The sequence below is a fragment of the Ruegeria sp. AP12 genome, from assembly GCF_056540025.1.
Genome location: NZ_JBQFVZ010000009.1, coordinates 64,822 through 81,173 on the forward strand (window position 1 = coordinate 64,822; position 16,352 = coordinate 81,173).

Below are 16,352 nucleotides of genomic sequence, written 5' to 3' on the forward strand. Positions count from 1 at the left end.
GAAACCAGATGCAGCGCAGACGTTCTTCGACCCGCGGGTTCAAACGGACCGCGACATTGCTGAACGACCAGATCAGGCGCGCCGGGGAAAGCCGGGGCTTTGCCGTGTCGCGTCTGTTGACCCACTGGGCCGAGATTGTGGGGCAGGACACCGCCTCGATCGCGCGTCCGGTGAATGTGGGCTATGGCAAGGGCGGGATCGGCGCGACGCTGACCCTTTTGACCACAGGCCCGCAAGCGCCGATGCTGGAGATGCAGAAGGAACAGCTGCGCGGCAAAGTGAACGCCGTATACGGCTATAACGCGATCAGCCGCATTCGCATCACCCAGACCGCTCCGACAGGATTTGCCGAGGGGCAGGCCAGTTTCGATCACAAGCCGAAACAAGCGAAACCGGAAATAAAACCAGAAATTGCAGCCGAGGCAGACAAAGTGTCGCGCGATGTTCACGATGGTGATTTGCGCGCTGCCCTTGAACGTCTGGGCCGCAACGTTTTATCCAAACAGAAACGCTGAGAAAGGGCTGAGAATGAGCCGTATTGCAACCGTAATCTGTGCGGCTGTCGCCGTCGCCGCTGGCGGCTATTGGCTGACAACCTCGAATTCCACCCCCGCCAACCCGCTGGTTGGCAGTGCTATCGCGCAAGAGGCTGATCTGGACACCTCGACCATCGTCGAAATGGTGCAAGGGGCCGAGGACGCGCCGGTCGAGATCATCGAATACGCATCCTATACCTGCCCGCATTGTGCGAATTTCCATCAGGGCGCGTATAAGCAGCTCAAGAAGGATTTCATCGACACCGGCAAGGTCAAGTTCATCTACCGCGAGGTGTATTTTGACCGCTATGGTCTGTGGGCCTCGATGGTGGCGCGCTGCGCGGGTCCCGAGAAGTTCTTTGGCATCACCGACCTGATCTATGAGGGTCAGTCCGAATGGACCCGCGCGGGCGGCCCGCCGGAAATCGTGGATGAACTGCGCAAGATCGGGCGTCTGGCCGGGATCGATGGTGATCAGCTAGAGGCCTGTCTGCAGGACGGTACTCGCGCTCAGACACTGGTTGCGTGGTATCAGGAAAACGCCGAGCGTGACGATATTCAGGCCACCCCGTCCTTTATCGTCAACGGCGAGAAGGTGTCGAACCAGTCCTACGAGGATTTCAAGCGGCTGATCGAAGCCGAGCTTGGCAGCTAAACCCATTCCCGGTCAGCCCGTTCAGGGCTGGCCGGATCCATCAGGGCGAAGGTGCCGCCTTTAACAGCATCTCGCGCACAGAATCGGCATCTGCCACTTGCAGGCGCACCGGCAGGGTCACGACCTTGCGACGAAAGGCATCGGGCAACCGGACCGCATCCTTTTCCGTTGTCACCATCTGGGCACCCAAGGACCGGGCTTCGTTCTCAAGCCGGGTCATAAGGGCTGTCGTCAGCGGTTGGTGATCGTCCAAAGCCTCGGCCCGCAGCAGCTCGGCCCCTTGCTGGCGCAGGGTCTGGAAGAATTTCTCGGGATGTCCGATGCCTGCAAAGGCCAGCACGCGCGACCCGGCCCAGTCCATTCCTGTTTGCAAAGGTTCGACGACACCGGTCGCGTGCGGCACTGAAATCTGATCGCCCCACTGATCGGCAAATACCTGTTGCGCGGGGGCGTCGCCAAGGGACAGAACCAGATCGGCGCGTTTCAGGCCCACATCGACGGGTTCGCGCAAAGGCCCAGCAGGCAGGCACAACCCGTTCCCGAACCCGCGTTGCGCGTCCACCACGATGATCGAGAAATCCTTGGCGACCGAGGGGTTCTGGAACCCGTCATCCAGCACGATCACACTTGCGCCTTCTTGTGCGGCAGCACGCGCACCGGCGGCGCGATCCTTGGCCACCCAAACCTCGGCAAACATGGCCAGCAGCAGCGGTTCGTCGCCGACTTGCGCGGCCGAATGTTTGCTTGGATCGACCCGCACCGGTCCTTCCAGCGACCCGCCATGTCCGCGTGTGACGATATGCGGTTCGTGCCAGGCGTTGCGCAACTGTTCGACAACCCAGATCGCCGTGGGGGTCTTGCCGGTTCCGCCTGCATTCAGATTGCCGATGCAGATCACCGGAACGCCCGGATTGACCCCGGCATCGGCTGCAACGCGGCGCGCGGTTGCCGAGGCGTAGATACGACCCAGAGGGGCCAGCAGCCGGGCCCGCAGGTCCAGCTTGTCGGGGCCGGTATTCCAGAACTCAGGTGCTCGCATCATCTGCACTCCGCTGGTCCAGCGCTTCCTGCACCATCTCGATCAACTGGTCGGCCTGCGGCGCGCCTTCGGTGATCATTTGCCATCCTGCAAGGGCCATGCCCGCCGCCTGATCGGGGGCCAGAAGCTCGACAATCGCATCGCCCAATTCGGTGGCGGATTTCACCATGCGTGCCGCCTTGACCTGTTTCAACTGATCGTAAAGCTCTTGCTGGCTGTGCACAAAGGGGCCGTGCACAATGGCCGATCCCAATGCAATCGTCTCAAGCGGGTCCTTGCCACCTGCGCCACGTTCAAGCGAACTGGCCATGAATGTGACGGACGAGACACGTTGCCAGAGGCCCAGATCTTCGGGCTCGGACGTCAGAATGACCTGAGTCGTGTCTTCGATCTTGTCGCCCTGATCCCAGTACGCACAACGCAGATCCATCGATTCAAGCCGCCTGTGCAGCGGTCCGGCTTCGCGCATATCGGCCACATGCAGCACCAGCGCCAGACGCGGCAGCATCCGCATCGCCTGACGATGGGCACTGAGAACCGAGATGAATTCCTTGTCCTGCACCCAGGCCGCCAGCCAGACGGGCCGACCCGAAAAGATGTGATTGATCTCAATAAGCTCGTCTTCGGGCCAAGGTTCCGGGTTGGGGCTGATTTGCAGGGGCGGAGATACGGCAACCTTGGCCGACGCAACACCCATGCGCCGGATCTGGCGTGATGTGTCTTCGGATTTGGTCAGGATTCTGTCAAAGCAATCAAATGTATACCGGGAAATGTCCGGCAGCCACCGCGCGGTTCTGGGGATCACGATCTCCAGCGTCGCCTCGATCAGGATCAGCGGTATGCCCCGTTCCTGAGCGCGGGTAATGATGTTGGGCATCAGGCCGCCGCCAACCCACAGCCCCATATTCGGACGCCAGTGGCTCAGAAACCCGCGTGCCGCGCCGGTGTGCTCGACCGGCAGGGAGACAAGCGGATAGGGCGTTTCGGCCCATCGTTTCAGGTCGGCCTTTGGCGGTGCGGTCAGCAGGATGGACAGGCCGGGACGGGCCTGTTGCAGACGGTGGCAGAAGTGATTGATCACCCGCAGCCGGTCCTGATCTGCGATGTGGATCCACATCAGCTCGCCCTCGGGGCGCGGCAGGTCGGGCTGGCCATTGCCGTTGGGAACCCCCCACGACAGAACCCGATAGGCCGCAAGGCTGAGAGAGCGGGGCTTGCTCATCCGCTGATCCCGGGGCCGTTCGGGTCCAGTTGCTCGGATAGCTGGTCGTGCAGGGGTTTCCCGGCGGCGATGACCCCGTTCAGGCGGGGATGGGCATTGTTGAAGCGCAGCGGTTGGCCTGCGCGGTCGGAACAGATGCCGCCCGCCTCGCGCACGATCAGGTCGCCTGCCGCGATGTCCCATTCCCAACTGGGGCGCAGGGTCAGCATCCCGTCGAACCGGCCCTGCGCGACCAGCGCCATGCGATAGGCCAGCGACGGGCGATAGGCCCGCGTGAACGACGGGGGCTGGCCCTGACGCCAATGATGGGGCGCGAGGTTTGGTTTGGCCGCCAAAAGCTCGGAATCGTCCAGCGTGGCGGTTGTTGCGATGCGGATGGGGGCGCCGTTCAGCGTGGCCCCCTGACCCTTGGCTGCGGCGTACAGCAGGTCGCGCAGGGGCAGATAGATCACCGCTGCCGTGACCTCACCCTTCTCAGCGATGGCCAGCGAATGCGCCCATGTGCGGGCACCCTCGGCAAAGCTGCGGGTGCCGTCGATCGGGTCGATGACAAAGACGCGGTCGCGGTTCAGCCGATCCGGCGTATCCTCGGTTTCTTCGCTCAGCCAGCCGTAATCGGGGCGGGCTGCGGGCAGGTGCTGCTCCAGCATGGCGTTGACGGCCAGATCGGCCTCGGTCACCGGCCCGGCCCCGTCGGGCTTGTCCCAGCGTTGCGCCTGCGCCCCCGAATAGCGGGTTGCGATCTTTCCGGCCTCAAGGGCTGCGTCGATCAGAAGTGGCAGATCAGTTGCCGGCAAGCGTCATTCCTTCGATCAGCACCGAGGGGACGACCCGCGACAGGTAAGCCCGCGCGTCATTGGCCGGGATCATCCGTTTCAGCATGTCGTGCAGATTGCCCGCGATGGTGCATTCGTTGACCGGGTGCGTGATCTCACCGTTTTCGACCCAGAACCCGGAGGCCCCACGCGAGTAATCGCCGGTATTCGGGTTGATCGTCGATCCGATCATCGACGTCACCAGCAGGCCGGTGCCCATGTCGCGGATCAGGTCCGCGCGGCTTTGGTCACCCTGGGTCAGGCTCAGGTTCCAGTTGCTGGGCGAGGGCGGCCCCGACACGCCGCGTGTGGCGTTCCCGGTCGAGGCCATGTCCAGCTTGCGCGCGCTGGACAGATCCAGTGTCCAGCCCGTCAGAATGCCGTTTTCGACAATCGCGCGGCGGCGGGTCGGCAGACCTTCGGCATCAAAGGGGCGCGAGCCCGAGATGCGCGGGCGGCTGGGGTCTTCGATCAGGGACAAATGTTCGGGCAGAACCTGCTTCCCAAGGCTGTCTTTCAGCCACGAGGCCCCGCGCGCGATGGCGGCACCGTTGCTGGCGGCCAACAAATGCCCGATCAAAGAGGATGAGATACGTTCATCAAACAGAACCGGAAAGCTGCCGGTCTCGGGTTTGCGCGCACCCACAAGGGCCACGGCGCGTTCGCCCGCCTTGCGACCGATCTCCTGCGGGTCGCGCAGGTCGGACTGGAACGTGCGGCTGTCGCCGTCATAATCCCGCTCCATCCCCGTACCTTCGCCCGAGATCGCAACGCAGGAAGTCGAGCGATAGCTGCGCGCATACCCGCCTGAAAACCCGTTCGTGGCCGCCAGAAAAATGCGGTGGGTGCCATAGCTGGCACCGGCATCGGATACTTGCGACACGCCCGGCACGGCCAAGGCGGCGGCTTCGGCAGCAAGCGCATCCTGCATCAACGCATCTGCCGCAGGTTCCGGGGTGGGGTCGAACAATTCCAGCGCGTCGATGTCCCAGCCATTGGCCAGTTGCGCGGCATCGGCCAACCCGGCAAAGGGGTCCTCAGGGGCCTCTCTCGCCATGGCAACGGCGCGTTCGGCCATCGCGTTCAGGGTTTCGGGACGATTGTCAGAGCTTGAAACGATGGCCTGCCGTTTGCCCACGAACACGCGCAGCCCAAGATCGGTTCCTTCCGAACGTTCCGCATGTTCCAGCGCCCCGCCGCGCACTTCGACCGAGACCGACGAGCCGTCGATAACAATCGCATCGGCCGCTTCAGCCCCGGCTTTGCGGGCCGCATCCAGTAGGGATTGGCTGATTTCTTCTGGTGTGCGCGTCATGGGGCCTCCGGTTTGACTGCAATGGACCTAGCCTTGCACAGCCCGTCTCGCAAGACCCGTGACCGAATGGTTTTGTGACGTCTGCACCGTAGGTCAAGGGCAAGGGCGCGCGGTCACGCCCTTGCCCGATCACATTTACTTAATACGCTGACCATTCGCCAGAATCTGGCCGTCTTCGGTGAATTCGATGGTTGAATTCAGCGTGTCGGGCTCATCCCCCGGCACCGCCATCATGCCCATCATCATCCGGGCGCCCAAGGCATCGCTGTCGGACATCAGGCCCATTCCGATCAGCTTGTCGATCAGTGCATTTGCCCCCACCAGTTGAAGGTTCGCGACACCAGCCGGGGCGGGCATGCCGAATTCCTCGGTGTTTGCGTTGTCGAAGGTGAAATCGCCGTCACCGGTCAGTCTTGCCCCAACCAGCGAAACCAGAAGCTCGTTGATCTTCAGCGAGTGCAGCTCGGCCGGAATCTCGCCTGTTGCTTCGAACTCGGCGGCCTCTTCGGGATCGAAGATGTTCATCAGAACTTTGGCGGTGCCGCTGGTGTCCAGCGCGATGGTCGCCGGATCGCGGGGCAGAGTGCCTGCGGGGTCAAACATGCTCCACAAGATATCCGACATGGTGAAATCGGTCAGGTTCATCGAGAAGCCAAACGGCTTGACCTCATCCGAAGGTTGAACCGGAATCTCAAGTTGCAGACCGGCTTTCTCCATCGCGGCTTCCAATGGGAAGGGCAGGTCCGCCGTTGTCACCGCCAGCTTGGTATTGTTCTGCTCGATATCATAGGCAATCCGCTCGGCATCCATGCTGGCCGCAAAGCGCCCGCCTTCGGATGAGCTGGCCATGTTGAACTGCTCACCCTCGCTGACGCCGCTGATATCGGTCTTGCCCGAGGCATAGGTGAAATCGCCCGCAAAGGCGAAACCGGCAGCGTACAGCGCCTCAGGATCGCTGAGGTCAAATTCCAGCGGCAGGATGTTTTCACCCGCAAACGTCAACTGGTCCATTTTGCCGACAAACAGGCCGGAATCGCCGTTCTCAGGGTCTTCGAACTGGATGTCGTAGGACAGTTCGGCGGCTTCGAACGTCTGATCGATTGTGCGCTCATCACCGATCAACATGCGAGAGCTTCCGGACAGGTCGGTCATGTCAAAGCTGACATTCAGAGCATCATCGGGCAGGGCTTCGTCGCCAGCCTGCAACTCGCCCAGAACGATGCTGAGGGTGGATGCGGAATAGTCATAGGTCATGTCTTCGGGCGAGCCGGAAACAACCATGTCCAGATCGGTCTGCGAATAGATCAGGTCGACCGAGAATGCCTCATCTTCGGCCGTGCCCGAGATTGTCATCGGGAAGCTGTCGGGAAAGCCGATGCTGACGGTGCCATCGCCGTTTTCGGTCAGTGTCATTTCCGGCATGACCATCTGGAACTGACCGTCATCTTCGGGGAAGGTCATCGACAGGGTCATGTCCGCGATTGTGGTCACGTCCCCGGCGTTGCTTTGATCGCCGGTAATTGTATAGCCCATCGACTGGAAATAGTTCTGCCAATCGGCCCAGACATCATTTGCAGTCAGGTCGGCCCAGGCGCCTTGGGTGGCAACGGCGTAAGCCAGGGCTGCGCCGCAGCTGCGGCGAAGGAAAACAGACATAAGGTAACCCTTCTTGATCAATTTGTGGCGCATGGTCGGGGTTGCGGCGGGTATCGTCAAGGGGCAAGGGCTGGACGCCTTCCCCGTTTCCGCGCTACGGCTTTGGACAAGGACCAGCCCACGGATTGAGGAGGGGGAAATGCAGGGAAAAACAGTACTCATAACAGGGGCCAGCCGGGGAATCGGGGCCGAGGCGGGGCGCGTTTTTGCCGCAGCCGGGGCCAATGTCGCGCTGATTGCACGCAGTCGTGATCAGATTGATGCGCTGGCGGCTGCGCTGGGGGATAACGCGATTGCGCTGGCTTGCGACGTCAGTGATTTCGCGCAGGTCGAACAGGCGGTGGCCGATTGCGTTGCCCGCTTTGGCGGTCTGGACGTGCTGATCGGCAACGCCGGTGTGATCGAGCCGATCTTTCACCTGTCGAACGCCGATGTTGCATCCTGGAGTCAGGCCATCGATATTAACCTCAAAGGCGTCTTCTACGGCATGCGCGCCGCCCTGCCGGTGATGCGCGCCGCCGGGGGTGGTACGGTCCTGACCGTCTCGTCCGGCGCGGCGTCGAACCCTGTTGAGGCTTGGAGCCACTATTGTTCCTCGAAAGCGGGTGCGAAGATGCTGACCGAATGCCTGCATCTGGAAGAGGCGCATAACGGTATCCGCGCCATGGGTCTGTCGCCGGGCACGGTGGCTACGGACATGCAACGTGTCATCAAGGCCAGCGGCATCAACCCGGTCAGCCAGTTGGATTGGGATGTTCACATCCCGGCGGACTGGCCCGCGCGGGCGCTGATGTGGATGTGTTCGGCGGACGCCGATGAGTTTCTGGGATCCGAGATTTCCCTGCGCCAGGATGACATCCGCCAAAGGATTGGTTTGACGTGATTGAATTGACGAAGGACGACGGTCTTTGGACCGTCACGATCAATAACCCGGGCAAGGCAAACGCCTTGACCGGAGCGATGCTGACCGAACTGGCCGAGATTGCCGAGGCCGCGACCGAGGCCAGCGCCCTGATCCTGACAGGTACCGGCAAAGTGTTCAGCGCCGGGGCCGATCTGGACGAGGCGCGCGCCGGGCTGGCCACCTCGGATATATGGGAGCGCCTGTCGGGTGCGATCGCCGCCTTGCCCTGTCTGACAGTAGCCGCGTTGAACGGGACGCTGGCCGGTGGGGCCAACGGGATGGTGCTGGCCTGTGATCTGCGCATCGCGGTGCCCTCGGCCAAGTTCTTCTATCCGGTGATGAAGCTGGGCTTTCTGCCGCAACCGTCCGATCCCAAACGCATGGCGGCCCTGATTGGCCCGGCGCGGACCAAACTGATCCTGATGGCAGGGCAGAAGATCACGGCAGAGGAAGCCTATGCCTTCGGTCTTGTGGACCGCATCGTCGCGCCCGAAGACCTGATGCCCACAGCGCGCGAGCTGGTGGCGGACAGTGTCGCTGCAAAGCCCGACATCGCCGCTGGCATCGCCGAGCTGTGCCGATGAGGTTGTCCGCGCTGCGATTGCGCGTCGCCGATCCGGATCGCCTGGCCGGATTTTACCGGAACGCGCTTGGCATGTCGGTGCGGGCCGAAGGGCAAAACCGCCGCGTCGGCTATGACGGGCAGGATGCGGATCTGTTGCTGATGCCAGGTGGCGGCGGGTACGCCCATGATCAGGGGCAACGATACTGGAAGATCGGGATTACTCTGCCCGATGTGGACGCGGCGGTTGAGGCGTTGAGCAAACAGGGCCATGCTGTCAGTGTCCCGCGCCAGTTTCTGGATATCGGCTACATGGCCCATCTCAGCGACCCCGAAGGCTTTGTGATCGAACTTCTGCAACATGATTTCGAAGGCAACCGGCCCGAAAATGCAGCCGATCCCGCGAACCCGTTCGCGCAGGCGCGGGTCGGTCAGATCACCCTGCGTACCGGCGATATAGCCGCCGAGGACGCGTTCTGCCGCGCCCGGGGCATGAAACTGCTGTCAATGCAGGACGTCGCCCCATACGGGTTCGATCTGCATTTCTACGCCTTCACGCAGGATGCCCCGCTTGATCCCGACCCGTGGGCAGTCGGAAACTGCGAATGGTTGTGGAAGCGCCCCTACACAACGCTGGAATTTCAGCACATTCAGGGCGCGCAATTCGCACCTGTGCCGGATTACAAGGGGTTGGAGTTCGAGGGCTTGGCCCAGCCGGTTTCGGATGCCTTTGGGGATCCCGTCCTGCCCGGCTGATCACCGACCGCGCCGTTTGCCCGGCACTTTCGAACGAAAACCGGGCGGGCGTTTGCGGACCCAGTTCAGGAATTTCGCAAGCCTGGGATGCGCACCCAGGGCCTCGACCGTGTTGAAACTGCGCGCCAATTCGGCCTCGGTCAGCGTGGCGTGGATTTCCTTGTGGCAGATCTGGTGCAGCAGAACGGTGGGTCCGCCCTTGCCTCCTTTGAGTTTTGGGATCAGATGATGCAGGCTGCCGCCGCCCTCGGGGATCGGGCGGTCGCAAAGCGGGCAGATCGGATCGCTGTTCGTCATGATCGGGAATGATGCGCCCGTGGGCGATGAAGGCAAGAGGGTGAGAATGGCGCAGGCAGTGGTGATCGGGGCAGGACCCGCCGGGTTGATGGCGGCGGAACAGCTTGCCCGGGCCGGTCACGCGGTTCTGGTGGCCGAGGCCAAACCCTCGGTCGCGCGCAAGTTTCTGATGGCGGGAAAATCGGGGCTGAACCTGACCAAGGATGAGCCTTTCGAGACCTTGATCCAGTCTTATGACGAAGCCGCCGACTGGCTGCGCCCGATGCTGGCCGAGTTCGGCGCGCAGGCGGTTCAGGACTGGGCGCGCGGTCTGGGGCAAGAGCTGTTCACCGGCTCAACGGGCCGGGTATTTCCGACTGTCATGAAAGCCTCACCCCTGTTGCGCGCGTGGCTGGCCCGCCTTTCAGACGCGGGCGTTGAGATCAGGACGCGCTGGCGCTGGACCGGGTGGCAGGGCGATGTGCTTACATTTGACACCCCGGACGGGGAACACAGCCTGACGGCGGACGCAACAATCCTTGCGATGGGCGGGGCCAGTTGGGCGCGATTGGGATCGGACGGTATTTGGGCGACCCCCCTTGCCGACAAAGGTGTTCAAATCACCCCGTTTGCCCCCGCCAATGCCGGTCTGCTGGTCGACTGGTCCGACCACATGACACCGCATTTCGGCGCGCCGATCAAAGGTGTTTCCCTGCAAGCCGGGTCCTTGCACACACGCGGCGAGGCGGTGATCTCGGCCCGCGGGCTGGAGGGCGGCGGCATCTACACCATCTGCAAGGCGGTGCGGGATGGGGCGCCATTGACGCTCGACCTGATGCCTGATGTGTCGCAGGACGACGTGGCGCAGCGCCTCAGCAAACCGCGCGGCAAGGCCAGCCTGTCCAATCACATCCGCAAAGTTCTGAAATTGGGGCCGACCCGAACGGCGTTACTCATGGAGTTCGGGCGACCTGTCCCATCCGCACCCGATAACTTGGCCCAACTCATCAAATCGCTGCCGGTGCATCACGCGGGCCTGCGCCCAATGGACGAAGCCATTTCTACCGCAGGCGGCGTTTCGCGCGCGGCCCTGACCGATGGCCTGATGCTGACGGCCCTGCCAGGCGTTTTTTGCGCCGGAGAGATGCTGGACTGGGAAGCGCCAACAGGCGGCTACCTGTTGACGGCGTGTCTGGCCACAGGGCGCTGGGCCGGTCGATCCGCAGCGGAGCGGCTAATGCAGAACCGCCCTGATTAATTGAGTTGGGCCAGTTTCTTATAGGCAGGCCGATTCCGCATCTCTTTGCCGTAGGCTTTCAACACGTCCGAATCCAACGAAAAGCCCGCGCCCTTTGCCCAACTCATGCAATGTACCAGCAGGATGTCGGCGATGGTCATCTGGTCGCCCATCAGGAACGGACCCTGGAACCGTTTCTCTAACCGCTTGAAATTCTGATCGAACTCCCATTTGGCGGCCTCGCCAATCTGCGGCAAACGCTTGTCCTCGGGCAGGATGAACCCGTGCCGTGCCGCAACCCACAGGACCGCGTCCAGCTCGTCCAGAATCGCGTGGAACACCGAATCCTGAACAGCGCGTTCAGGGCTGCCCGCCGGGAAGGTGAAGGCCCCGTGTTTGTCGGCCAGATAGGTCATGATCGCGGAACTGTCCGAGATCACATGATCGCCGTCCACCAGAACCGGAATCTTGCCGCTGTGGTTCAACGCGGCAACCTGTGGATCTCGTGGCCCGACATTGACCAACTCGTACGGTTGCCCGAGCTCTTCCAGCAACCAGATGACGCGCGAGGCGCGGCTTTGGACGCGTCCATAGATCTTGTACATGCTGATCTCCTGCCATTTGCTGGCCTGAGTGTGGCCCGGAACGGGCAGGGGTCAAGACAAACGCAGGGTCAGCGCGACCGGGCGAGCATTGCCAGACGGATCATGGCACGTTCGACCAGCGCCATCGCCGGGGCTGTTTGCCCGGCAGAGCGCAAGGACAGGTCGGTATCGGTCAAAACGGTCAACGCCGTCTGCAGCTTGGGCGCACCCCACCCTTGCGCTTGCCGTAGAATGCGGTCGCGGCGTTTGCCATAGACCGGCGGCCGCAGCTTGCCGATGCCCTGCGCCGCACCGCCGGGGTCCGAGGCGCAGGCATAAAGTGTGCGAAAATGCCGTGTCGCTCCGATGCACAGTGTTACCCCGTTGGTACCCTGCGCCTGCAGACGCCGGATCAGCGGCCCGATCTCACCGGCGCGGCCCTCGGCGACCACGTTCAGGACATCGTCCAGCGCCGCCTCGGTCGAGCGGGGGGCGCAGGCTTCGATGTCCTCCAGGTTGAGTTCGCTGTCATCTCCGCGCTTGAACAGCGACAGTTTTTCAACGGTCTGGGCGAAATCGCCGGGGCTGAGGCTGACGGCCAGTTCGTTCAGCGCCGACATCGCGTCGCGCGGCACGTTCCGCAATCCGGCCTGTGCCAGTACACGCTCGACCTCGGCCCGCGAGGGTGGGTCGTCATAAATGCCCACCGCATAAGCCGCCGGGTGCGATTCGAAGGCTTTGCGGATTTTGGAACTGGGTTTCAGCTGCCCAGCGGTGACAATGATCTGGGCGTCTCCGGGTGCCCAATCCTCTAGTGCGGCCAGGATCGAAGGGGCGGCGACATCCGTGGCTTCTTCGACGAACACGGCGCGGGGGCCGGGGAAGAAACCGACCGCTTTGACCGCATCCAGCAGCAGGGCCAGATCGCCGCGCAGATCGCTGCCGGGCATCCGGGTCAGGCGCATTTCCTCTTCGGCATTTGCGCCCAGCAAGGCTGCCAGCACCTGCTGACGCTTCAGCGCCACCCGCATGGCATCCGCGCCGTAGATCAGCAGGCCGGTCTTGTCTGCATCCGGTTTGGCGAAATAGCCGTCAGCCTCACGCGGGCTCAGCTTCATGCGGTCAAGCCCGGCGTGGCGTAAAGGCGATTGACGATCTGATCCGACAGAATCGTCATCAGGCGCCGTGTCGCGTCGCGTTCATCGGCGAGTGTGGAAACCGTTGAACCAGACGCCGAATAGCCCACGAAATCGGTGACGGTGCCCGAGGCCACGATCTGCCCCGAGGCGTTGGAGCGCAGCGAATACTGCGCCCGTCCGTTGACCGTGTAGCGGTTGGTTTCGTTGGTTGTGGTGATGGCCGCGCTTTGAATCTGGGTAGAGACCTGCACGCTCAGCTTGTAATCCTTACCGGAGGTCGCACTGCGCCCCAACTGCTGTTCCAGATTCTGAACCAGAAGGAACGTGTTTTCGTTATTTGGTGCAGACAGTTCGACCTTGCCAAACAGCGCCGATCCTGCCCCGCCCGGAGCGTAAACCGGTTGAAAGCCGCAGGCAGCAAGCGCCAGCGGCATCAACAGAAAACTTCTTCGGTCAAACGACGACATTCACGATCCGACCCGGGACAACGATCACTTTCTTCGGGGCCGATCCATCCAGCGCCCTTTGCACAGCTTCGGTGCCAAGCGCGATTTTTTCAACCTCGTTCTTGTCCATGTCCTTCGGAACGCTGATTTCGGCGCGGCGCTTGCCGTTGATCTGGATCGGCAGGGTGATGGTGTCATCGACCAGCATCGCCTCATCGGCCACCGGCCATGGCGCAGTTGCCACCAGCCCTTCGCCGCCCAGCAACTCCCAGAGTTCCTCTGAAAGGTGCGGGGTCATCGGCGACATCAGTTGCGCCAGTGTCTTGGCGGCCTGACGCTTGGCGTCGGTGCCCGCTTTGGATTTGGCCAGCGTATTGGTAAAGGCGTAAAGCTTGGCAATCGAGGCGTTGAAGCCAAAGGATTCAACCCCGCCGGTCACATCATGGATGGCTTTGTGCATCTCGCGCAGCAGGGCCTCGTCCTCGGCATTGGCCGGGTTGTTCGACTCGGCGATTTCCGAAGCGATGCGATGCACACGGGCCAGATGTTTGAACGCGGCCTCGGCCCCGGCGGCGGTCCATTCAACGTCCCGCTCGGGCGGCGAATCGGACAGCACAAACCAGCGTGCGGTATCTGCGCCAAAGGCCGATATGATGCTGACCGGGTCCACCACGTTCTTCTTGGATTTCGACATTTTGGCCGAGGGGATGATCTCGACCTCGGTGCCGTCGGCCAGTCTACCGTCGGTCACGTCCTCGGGCAGGTGATAAACCGGGCGCCCCTTGGCGTCGCGGGTCTGGTAAATCTCATGCGTCACCATGCCTTGCGTGAACAGCGCGTTGAACGGTTCGATGGCCTTTTTCGGCAAATGACCGGTGATCTGCATCGCCCGTGCGAAGAAACGGGAATAAAGCAGGTGCAGAATCGCATGTTCGATGCCGCCGATATATTGATCGACATTCATCCAGTATTCGGCCTCGGCCAGATCGGTGGGCGTTTCCGCGCGCGGGGCGGTGAAACGGGCGAAATACCAAGACGAATCGACGAATGTGTCCATCGTGTCGGTTTCACGCTTGGCCGGGGCACCACAGGACGGGCAGGCGCAGTCGCGCCAGGTCGGGTGGCGGTCCAGCGGGTTGCCCGGTTTGTCGAATGTGACATCGTCGGGCAGGCGGACCGGCAGATTCTCTTTCTTCTCGGGCACCACGCCGCAGGCATCGCAATGCACAACGGGAATCGGGCAACCCCAATAGCGCTGACGGCTGAGACCCCAGTCGCGCAGGCGGTATTTGGTGACACCTTCACCCCAGCCCGCCTTTTCGGCGAAATCGACGGTGGTGTTGATGGCCTCTTCGCCCGTGGCCTCGGTCAGGCCCCCGAAATGGTTCACCCAGCGCACCTTTTCGGTCTTCGGCGGCACAAAGGCGATCTTGTCGACCGGCGTGTCATCGTCCAGCGCAAAGAAGGTATCGATCACGGGCAGGCCGTATTTGCGGCAGAAATCGAGGTCGCGCTGGTCATGCGCCGGGCAGGCAAAGATTGCCCCGGTGCCGTAATCCATCAGGATGAAATTGGCGATCCACACCGGCAGCTCCCAATTCGGATCCAGCGGGTGGCGCACGCGGATGCCGGTGTCATAGCCCAGCTTTTCTGCCGTTTCGATGGCCTCTTCGGTGGTGCCGCCCTTGCGGCATTCGGCAACAAATTCAGCAACTTCAGGGTTCTCAGACTCCAGCGCCTTGGCAATCGGGTGATCCGGCGAGATGCCCACAAAGGACGCACCCAGCAGCGTGTCGGGCCGAGTCGTATAGACAGTGATCGGCTCACCCCCATCGGTGCGCTCAAAGCCGAATTGCAGGCCACGCGACTTGCCGATCCAGTTCTCCTGCATCAGGCGGACCTTGGCGGGCCAGTTGTCGAGCGTGTCCAACGCATCCAGCAGCTCTTCGGAATAATCCGAGATCTTGAAGAACCACTGCGTAAGCTCCCGCCGTTCCACCAGCGCGCCCGAGCGCCAGCCGCGCCCGTTTTCCACCTGTTCGTTGGCCAGAACAGTCATGTCGACCGGGTCCCAGTTCACCACGGCGTTCTTGCGGTAAACCAGCCCGGCCTCGAGCATGTCCAGAAACAACGCCTGCTGCTGGCCGTAGTATTCCGGGTCACAGGTGGCAAACTCGCGCGACCAGTCGATCGACAAGCCCAGAGGTTTCATCTGTCCGCGCATGTCGGCGATATTGCCATAGGTCCAGTCTTTGGGGTGGCCGCCGATGGCCATCGCGGCGTTTTCGGCGGGCATCCCAAATGCGTCCCAGCCCATCGGATGCAGCACGTTATGCCCGGTCGCCAGCTTGTGCCGCGCGATCACGTCGCCCATCGTGTAGTTGCGCACATGCCCCATATGGATGCGCCCCGACGGGTAGGGGAACATCTCAAGCACATAGTATTTCGGCTTGTCCGCCTTGTGGTTGGCGGTGAAGATCCCGGCCTTGTCCCAGGCCTCTTGCCATTTTGCTTCGATTTCGGTGGCCGAGTAGCGCGACATCATGCGGTCCTTCGTGAATGAAAACGCCGGGTCAGAACCCGGCGTGGTCTTAGTGCGAAATTCGACGGGTTGCTAGAACTTACTGTCTGCAATGCGTAGCTGACGCGCGCGGGACAGGATCGCATCTTCAACCGCGCGCGAGGTTGCCGCGCTGACGGGTGCACCGCCGCTGGACTGCAACGCAACCGACAAGGACCGCGCCGCAAGCGCCGGGTCGCTGATATGCACGGTTGCCCGGTACGAGCGCCCTCCGCCCGGAGGGGTGCCGTAACCCGTTACAATTACGCCGGTAAACGGATCCACCTCTTGCACAGGCAGGAAACTGAGAACGTCCAGCGATGCGGCCCACAGGTAACGGTTCACATTCGCTGTCTGTTCAGCACCGCTGCGGTCGAACACATCCCAAATGGTCGAACGGTTGGGGTCGTTCAGTTCCCGTTCAGCGGATCGGGTGCTGTCCGTATCGTTGTAAACCGGGTTCGGCGCAGCGCCGCGATTCGGGCCGCAGGCGGAAACGGCGGCGGTAATTGCAATCAGACCCAAAATCGTCGGCAGGCGCATCGTCAGCAGATCCTGTTTTCACTTGCTATATATCGTCGGGGGATACTCCTAACTAAGGTCCCTGTGTGCAACAAGCCTATTCTTTATGAATTGTCAGTGTGATTGCC

General features: G+C 62.2%; 17 protein-coding genes. 6 read left to right on the top strand and 11 right to left on the bottom strand.

The genetic code is table 11. The features are described 5' to 3' along the window. Nucleotides 1-8 precede the first annotated feature (8 nt). Nucleotides 9-515, top strand: coding sequence for a DciA family protein (locus ACR0E6_RS19215; protein ID WP_170737802.1), 507 nt, complete (start codon nt 9-11; stop codon nt 513-515). Between the two features lie 13 nt (nt 516-528). Beyond that, nucleotides 529-1,191 carry a DsbA family protein gene (locus ACR0E6_RS19220; protein WP_170455256.1) on the top strand — a complete coding sequence of 221 codons (663 nt, stop codon included), beginning with the start codon at nt 529-531 and terminating at the stop codon, nt 1,189-1,191. A 40-nt stretch (nt 1,192-1,231) separates the two neighbouring features. On the opposite strand, the gene lpxK is transcribed toward ACR0E6_RS19220, so the two are convergent. From lpxK to ACR0E6_RS19245, 5 genes are all read right to left on the bottom strand, one after another. Further along, nucleotides 1,232-2,230, bottom strand: coding sequence for a tetraacyldisaccharide 4'-kinase (gene lpxK, locus ACR0E6_RS19225; protein ID WP_480586419.1), 999 nt, complete (start codon nt 2,228-2,230; stop codon nt 1,232-1,234). After that, nucleotides 2,217-3,452: a 3-deoxy-D-manno-octulosonic acid transferase gene (locus ACR0E6_RS19230; RefSeq protein ID WP_480586256.1), complete on the bottom strand. Its 1,236-nt coding sequence runs from the start codon at nt 3,450-3,452 to the stop codon at nt 2,217-2,219. Before ACR0E6_RS19230 ends, lpxK begins: the two co-directional genes overlap by 14 nt. Continuing rightward, nucleotides 3,449-4,249 carry a 3'(2'),5'-bisphosphate nucleotidase CysQ gene (locus tag ACR0E6_RS19235; RefSeq protein WP_170624621.1) on the bottom strand — a complete coding sequence of 267 codons (801 nt, stop codon included), beginning with the start codon at nt 4,247-4,249 and terminating at the stop codon, nt 3,449-3,451. Before ACR0E6_RS19235 ends, ACR0E6_RS19230 begins: the two co-directional genes overlap by 4 nt. Next, complete coding sequence (locus ACR0E6_RS19240; RefSeq protein ID WP_480586258.1) at nt 4,236-5,582, bottom strand: TldD/PmbA family protein; 1,347 nt, start codon at nt 5,580-5,582, stop codon at nt 4,236-4,238. Before ACR0E6_RS19240 ends, ACR0E6_RS19235 begins: the two co-directional genes overlap by 14 nt. Before the next feature lie 135 nt (nt 5,583-5,717). Continuing rightward, nucleotides 5,718-7,238 (bottom strand): DUF2125 domain-containing protein, encoded by a 1,521-nt coding sequence (locus ACR0E6_RS19245; protein WP_170624617.1) that lies wholly within the window; start codon nt 7,236-7,238, stop codon nt 5,718-5,720. Between the two features lie 139 nt (nt 7,239-7,377). Between ACR0E6_RS19245 and ACR0E6_RS19250 the strand changes: the two genes are divergently transcribed. From ACR0E6_RS19250 to ACR0E6_RS19260, 3 genes are read left to right on the top strand one after another with little or no spacing between them, the layout of a single operon-like run. Beyond that, on the top strand, nt 7,378-8,121 hold the full coding sequence (locus ACR0E6_RS19250; RefSeq protein ID WP_480586261.1) for an SDR family oxidoreductase: 744 nt from the start codon (nt 7,378-7,380) through the stop codon (nt 8,119-8,121). Beyond that, nucleotides 8,118-8,726 (top strand): enoyl-CoA hydratase/isomerase family protein, encoded by a 609-nt coding sequence (locus ACR0E6_RS19255; protein ID WP_480586264.1) that lies wholly within the window; start codon nt 8,118-8,120, stop codon nt 8,724-8,726. The genes ACR0E6_RS19250 and ACR0E6_RS19255 overlap by 4 nt, the downstream gene beginning before the upstream one ends. Further along, nucleotides 8,723-9,460 (top strand): VOC family protein, encoded by a 738-nt coding sequence (locus ACR0E6_RS19260; RefSeq protein ID WP_480586267.1) that lies wholly within the window; start codon nt 8,723-8,725, stop codon nt 9,458-9,460. The genes ACR0E6_RS19255 and ACR0E6_RS19260 overlap by 4 nt, the downstream gene beginning before the upstream one ends. On the opposite strand, the gene ACR0E6_RS19265 is transcribed toward ACR0E6_RS19260, so the two are convergent. Continuing rightward, nucleotides 9,461-9,757: an HNH endonuclease gene (locus ACR0E6_RS19265; protein WP_480586269.1), complete on the bottom strand. Its 297-nt coding sequence runs from the start codon at nt 9,755-9,757 to the stop codon at nt 9,461-9,463. Nucleotides 9,758-9,803: 46 nt separating this feature from the next. On the opposite strand from ACR0E6_RS19265, the gene ACR0E6_RS19270 reads away from it, so the two are divergent. Continuing rightward, the gene (locus ACR0E6_RS19270; RefSeq protein WP_480586272.1) at nt 9,804-10,994 is read left to right on the top strand and encodes a TIGR03862 family flavoprotein; all 1,191 of its coding nucleotides are present in this window, start codon (nt 9,804-9,806) and stop codon (nt 10,992-10,994) included. Here the strand turns inward: ACR0E6_RS19270 and ACR0E6_RS19275 are convergent. The 5 genes from ACR0E6_RS19275 to ACR0E6_RS19295 form a co-directional block, all read right to left on the bottom strand. Then, a complete protein-coding gene (locus ACR0E6_RS19275) occupies nt 10,991-11,578 on the bottom strand; it encodes a glutathione S-transferase family protein (RefSeq protein WP_480586275.1) in 588 nt (195 codons plus the stop codon). The two genes, ACR0E6_RS19270 and ACR0E6_RS19275, sit on opposite strands and share 4 nt — an antisense overlap. A gap of 68 nt (nt 11,579-11,646) precedes the next feature. Next, nucleotides 11,647-12,675, bottom strand: a complete 1,029-nt coding sequence (holA, locus tag ACR0E6_RS19280; RefSeq protein WP_480586278.1) for a DNA polymerase III subunit delta — start codon at nt 12,673-12,675, stop codon at nt 11,647-11,649. Further along, a complete protein-coding gene (gene lptE, locus ACR0E6_RS19285; protein WP_480586281.1) occupies nt 12,672-13,163 on the bottom strand; it encodes an LPS assembly lipoprotein LptE in 492 nt (163 codons plus the stop codon). Before lptE ends, holA begins: the two co-directional genes overlap by 4 nt. Continuing rightward, nucleotides 13,150-15,684, bottom strand: a complete 2,535-nt coding sequence (gene leuS, locus ACR0E6_RS19290; protein WP_480586284.1) for a leucine--tRNA ligase — start codon at nt 15,682-15,684, stop codon at nt 13,150-13,152. Before leuS ends, lptE begins: the two co-directional genes overlap by 14 nt. 72 nt (nt 15,685-15,756) lie before the next feature. Beyond that, nucleotides 15,757-16,245: a DUF3576 domain-containing protein gene (locus ACR0E6_RS19295; RefSeq protein WP_480586287.1), complete on the bottom strand. Its 489-nt coding sequence runs from the start codon at nt 16,243-16,245 to the stop codon at nt 15,757-15,759. Nucleotides 16,246-16,352 lie beyond the last annotated feature (107 nt).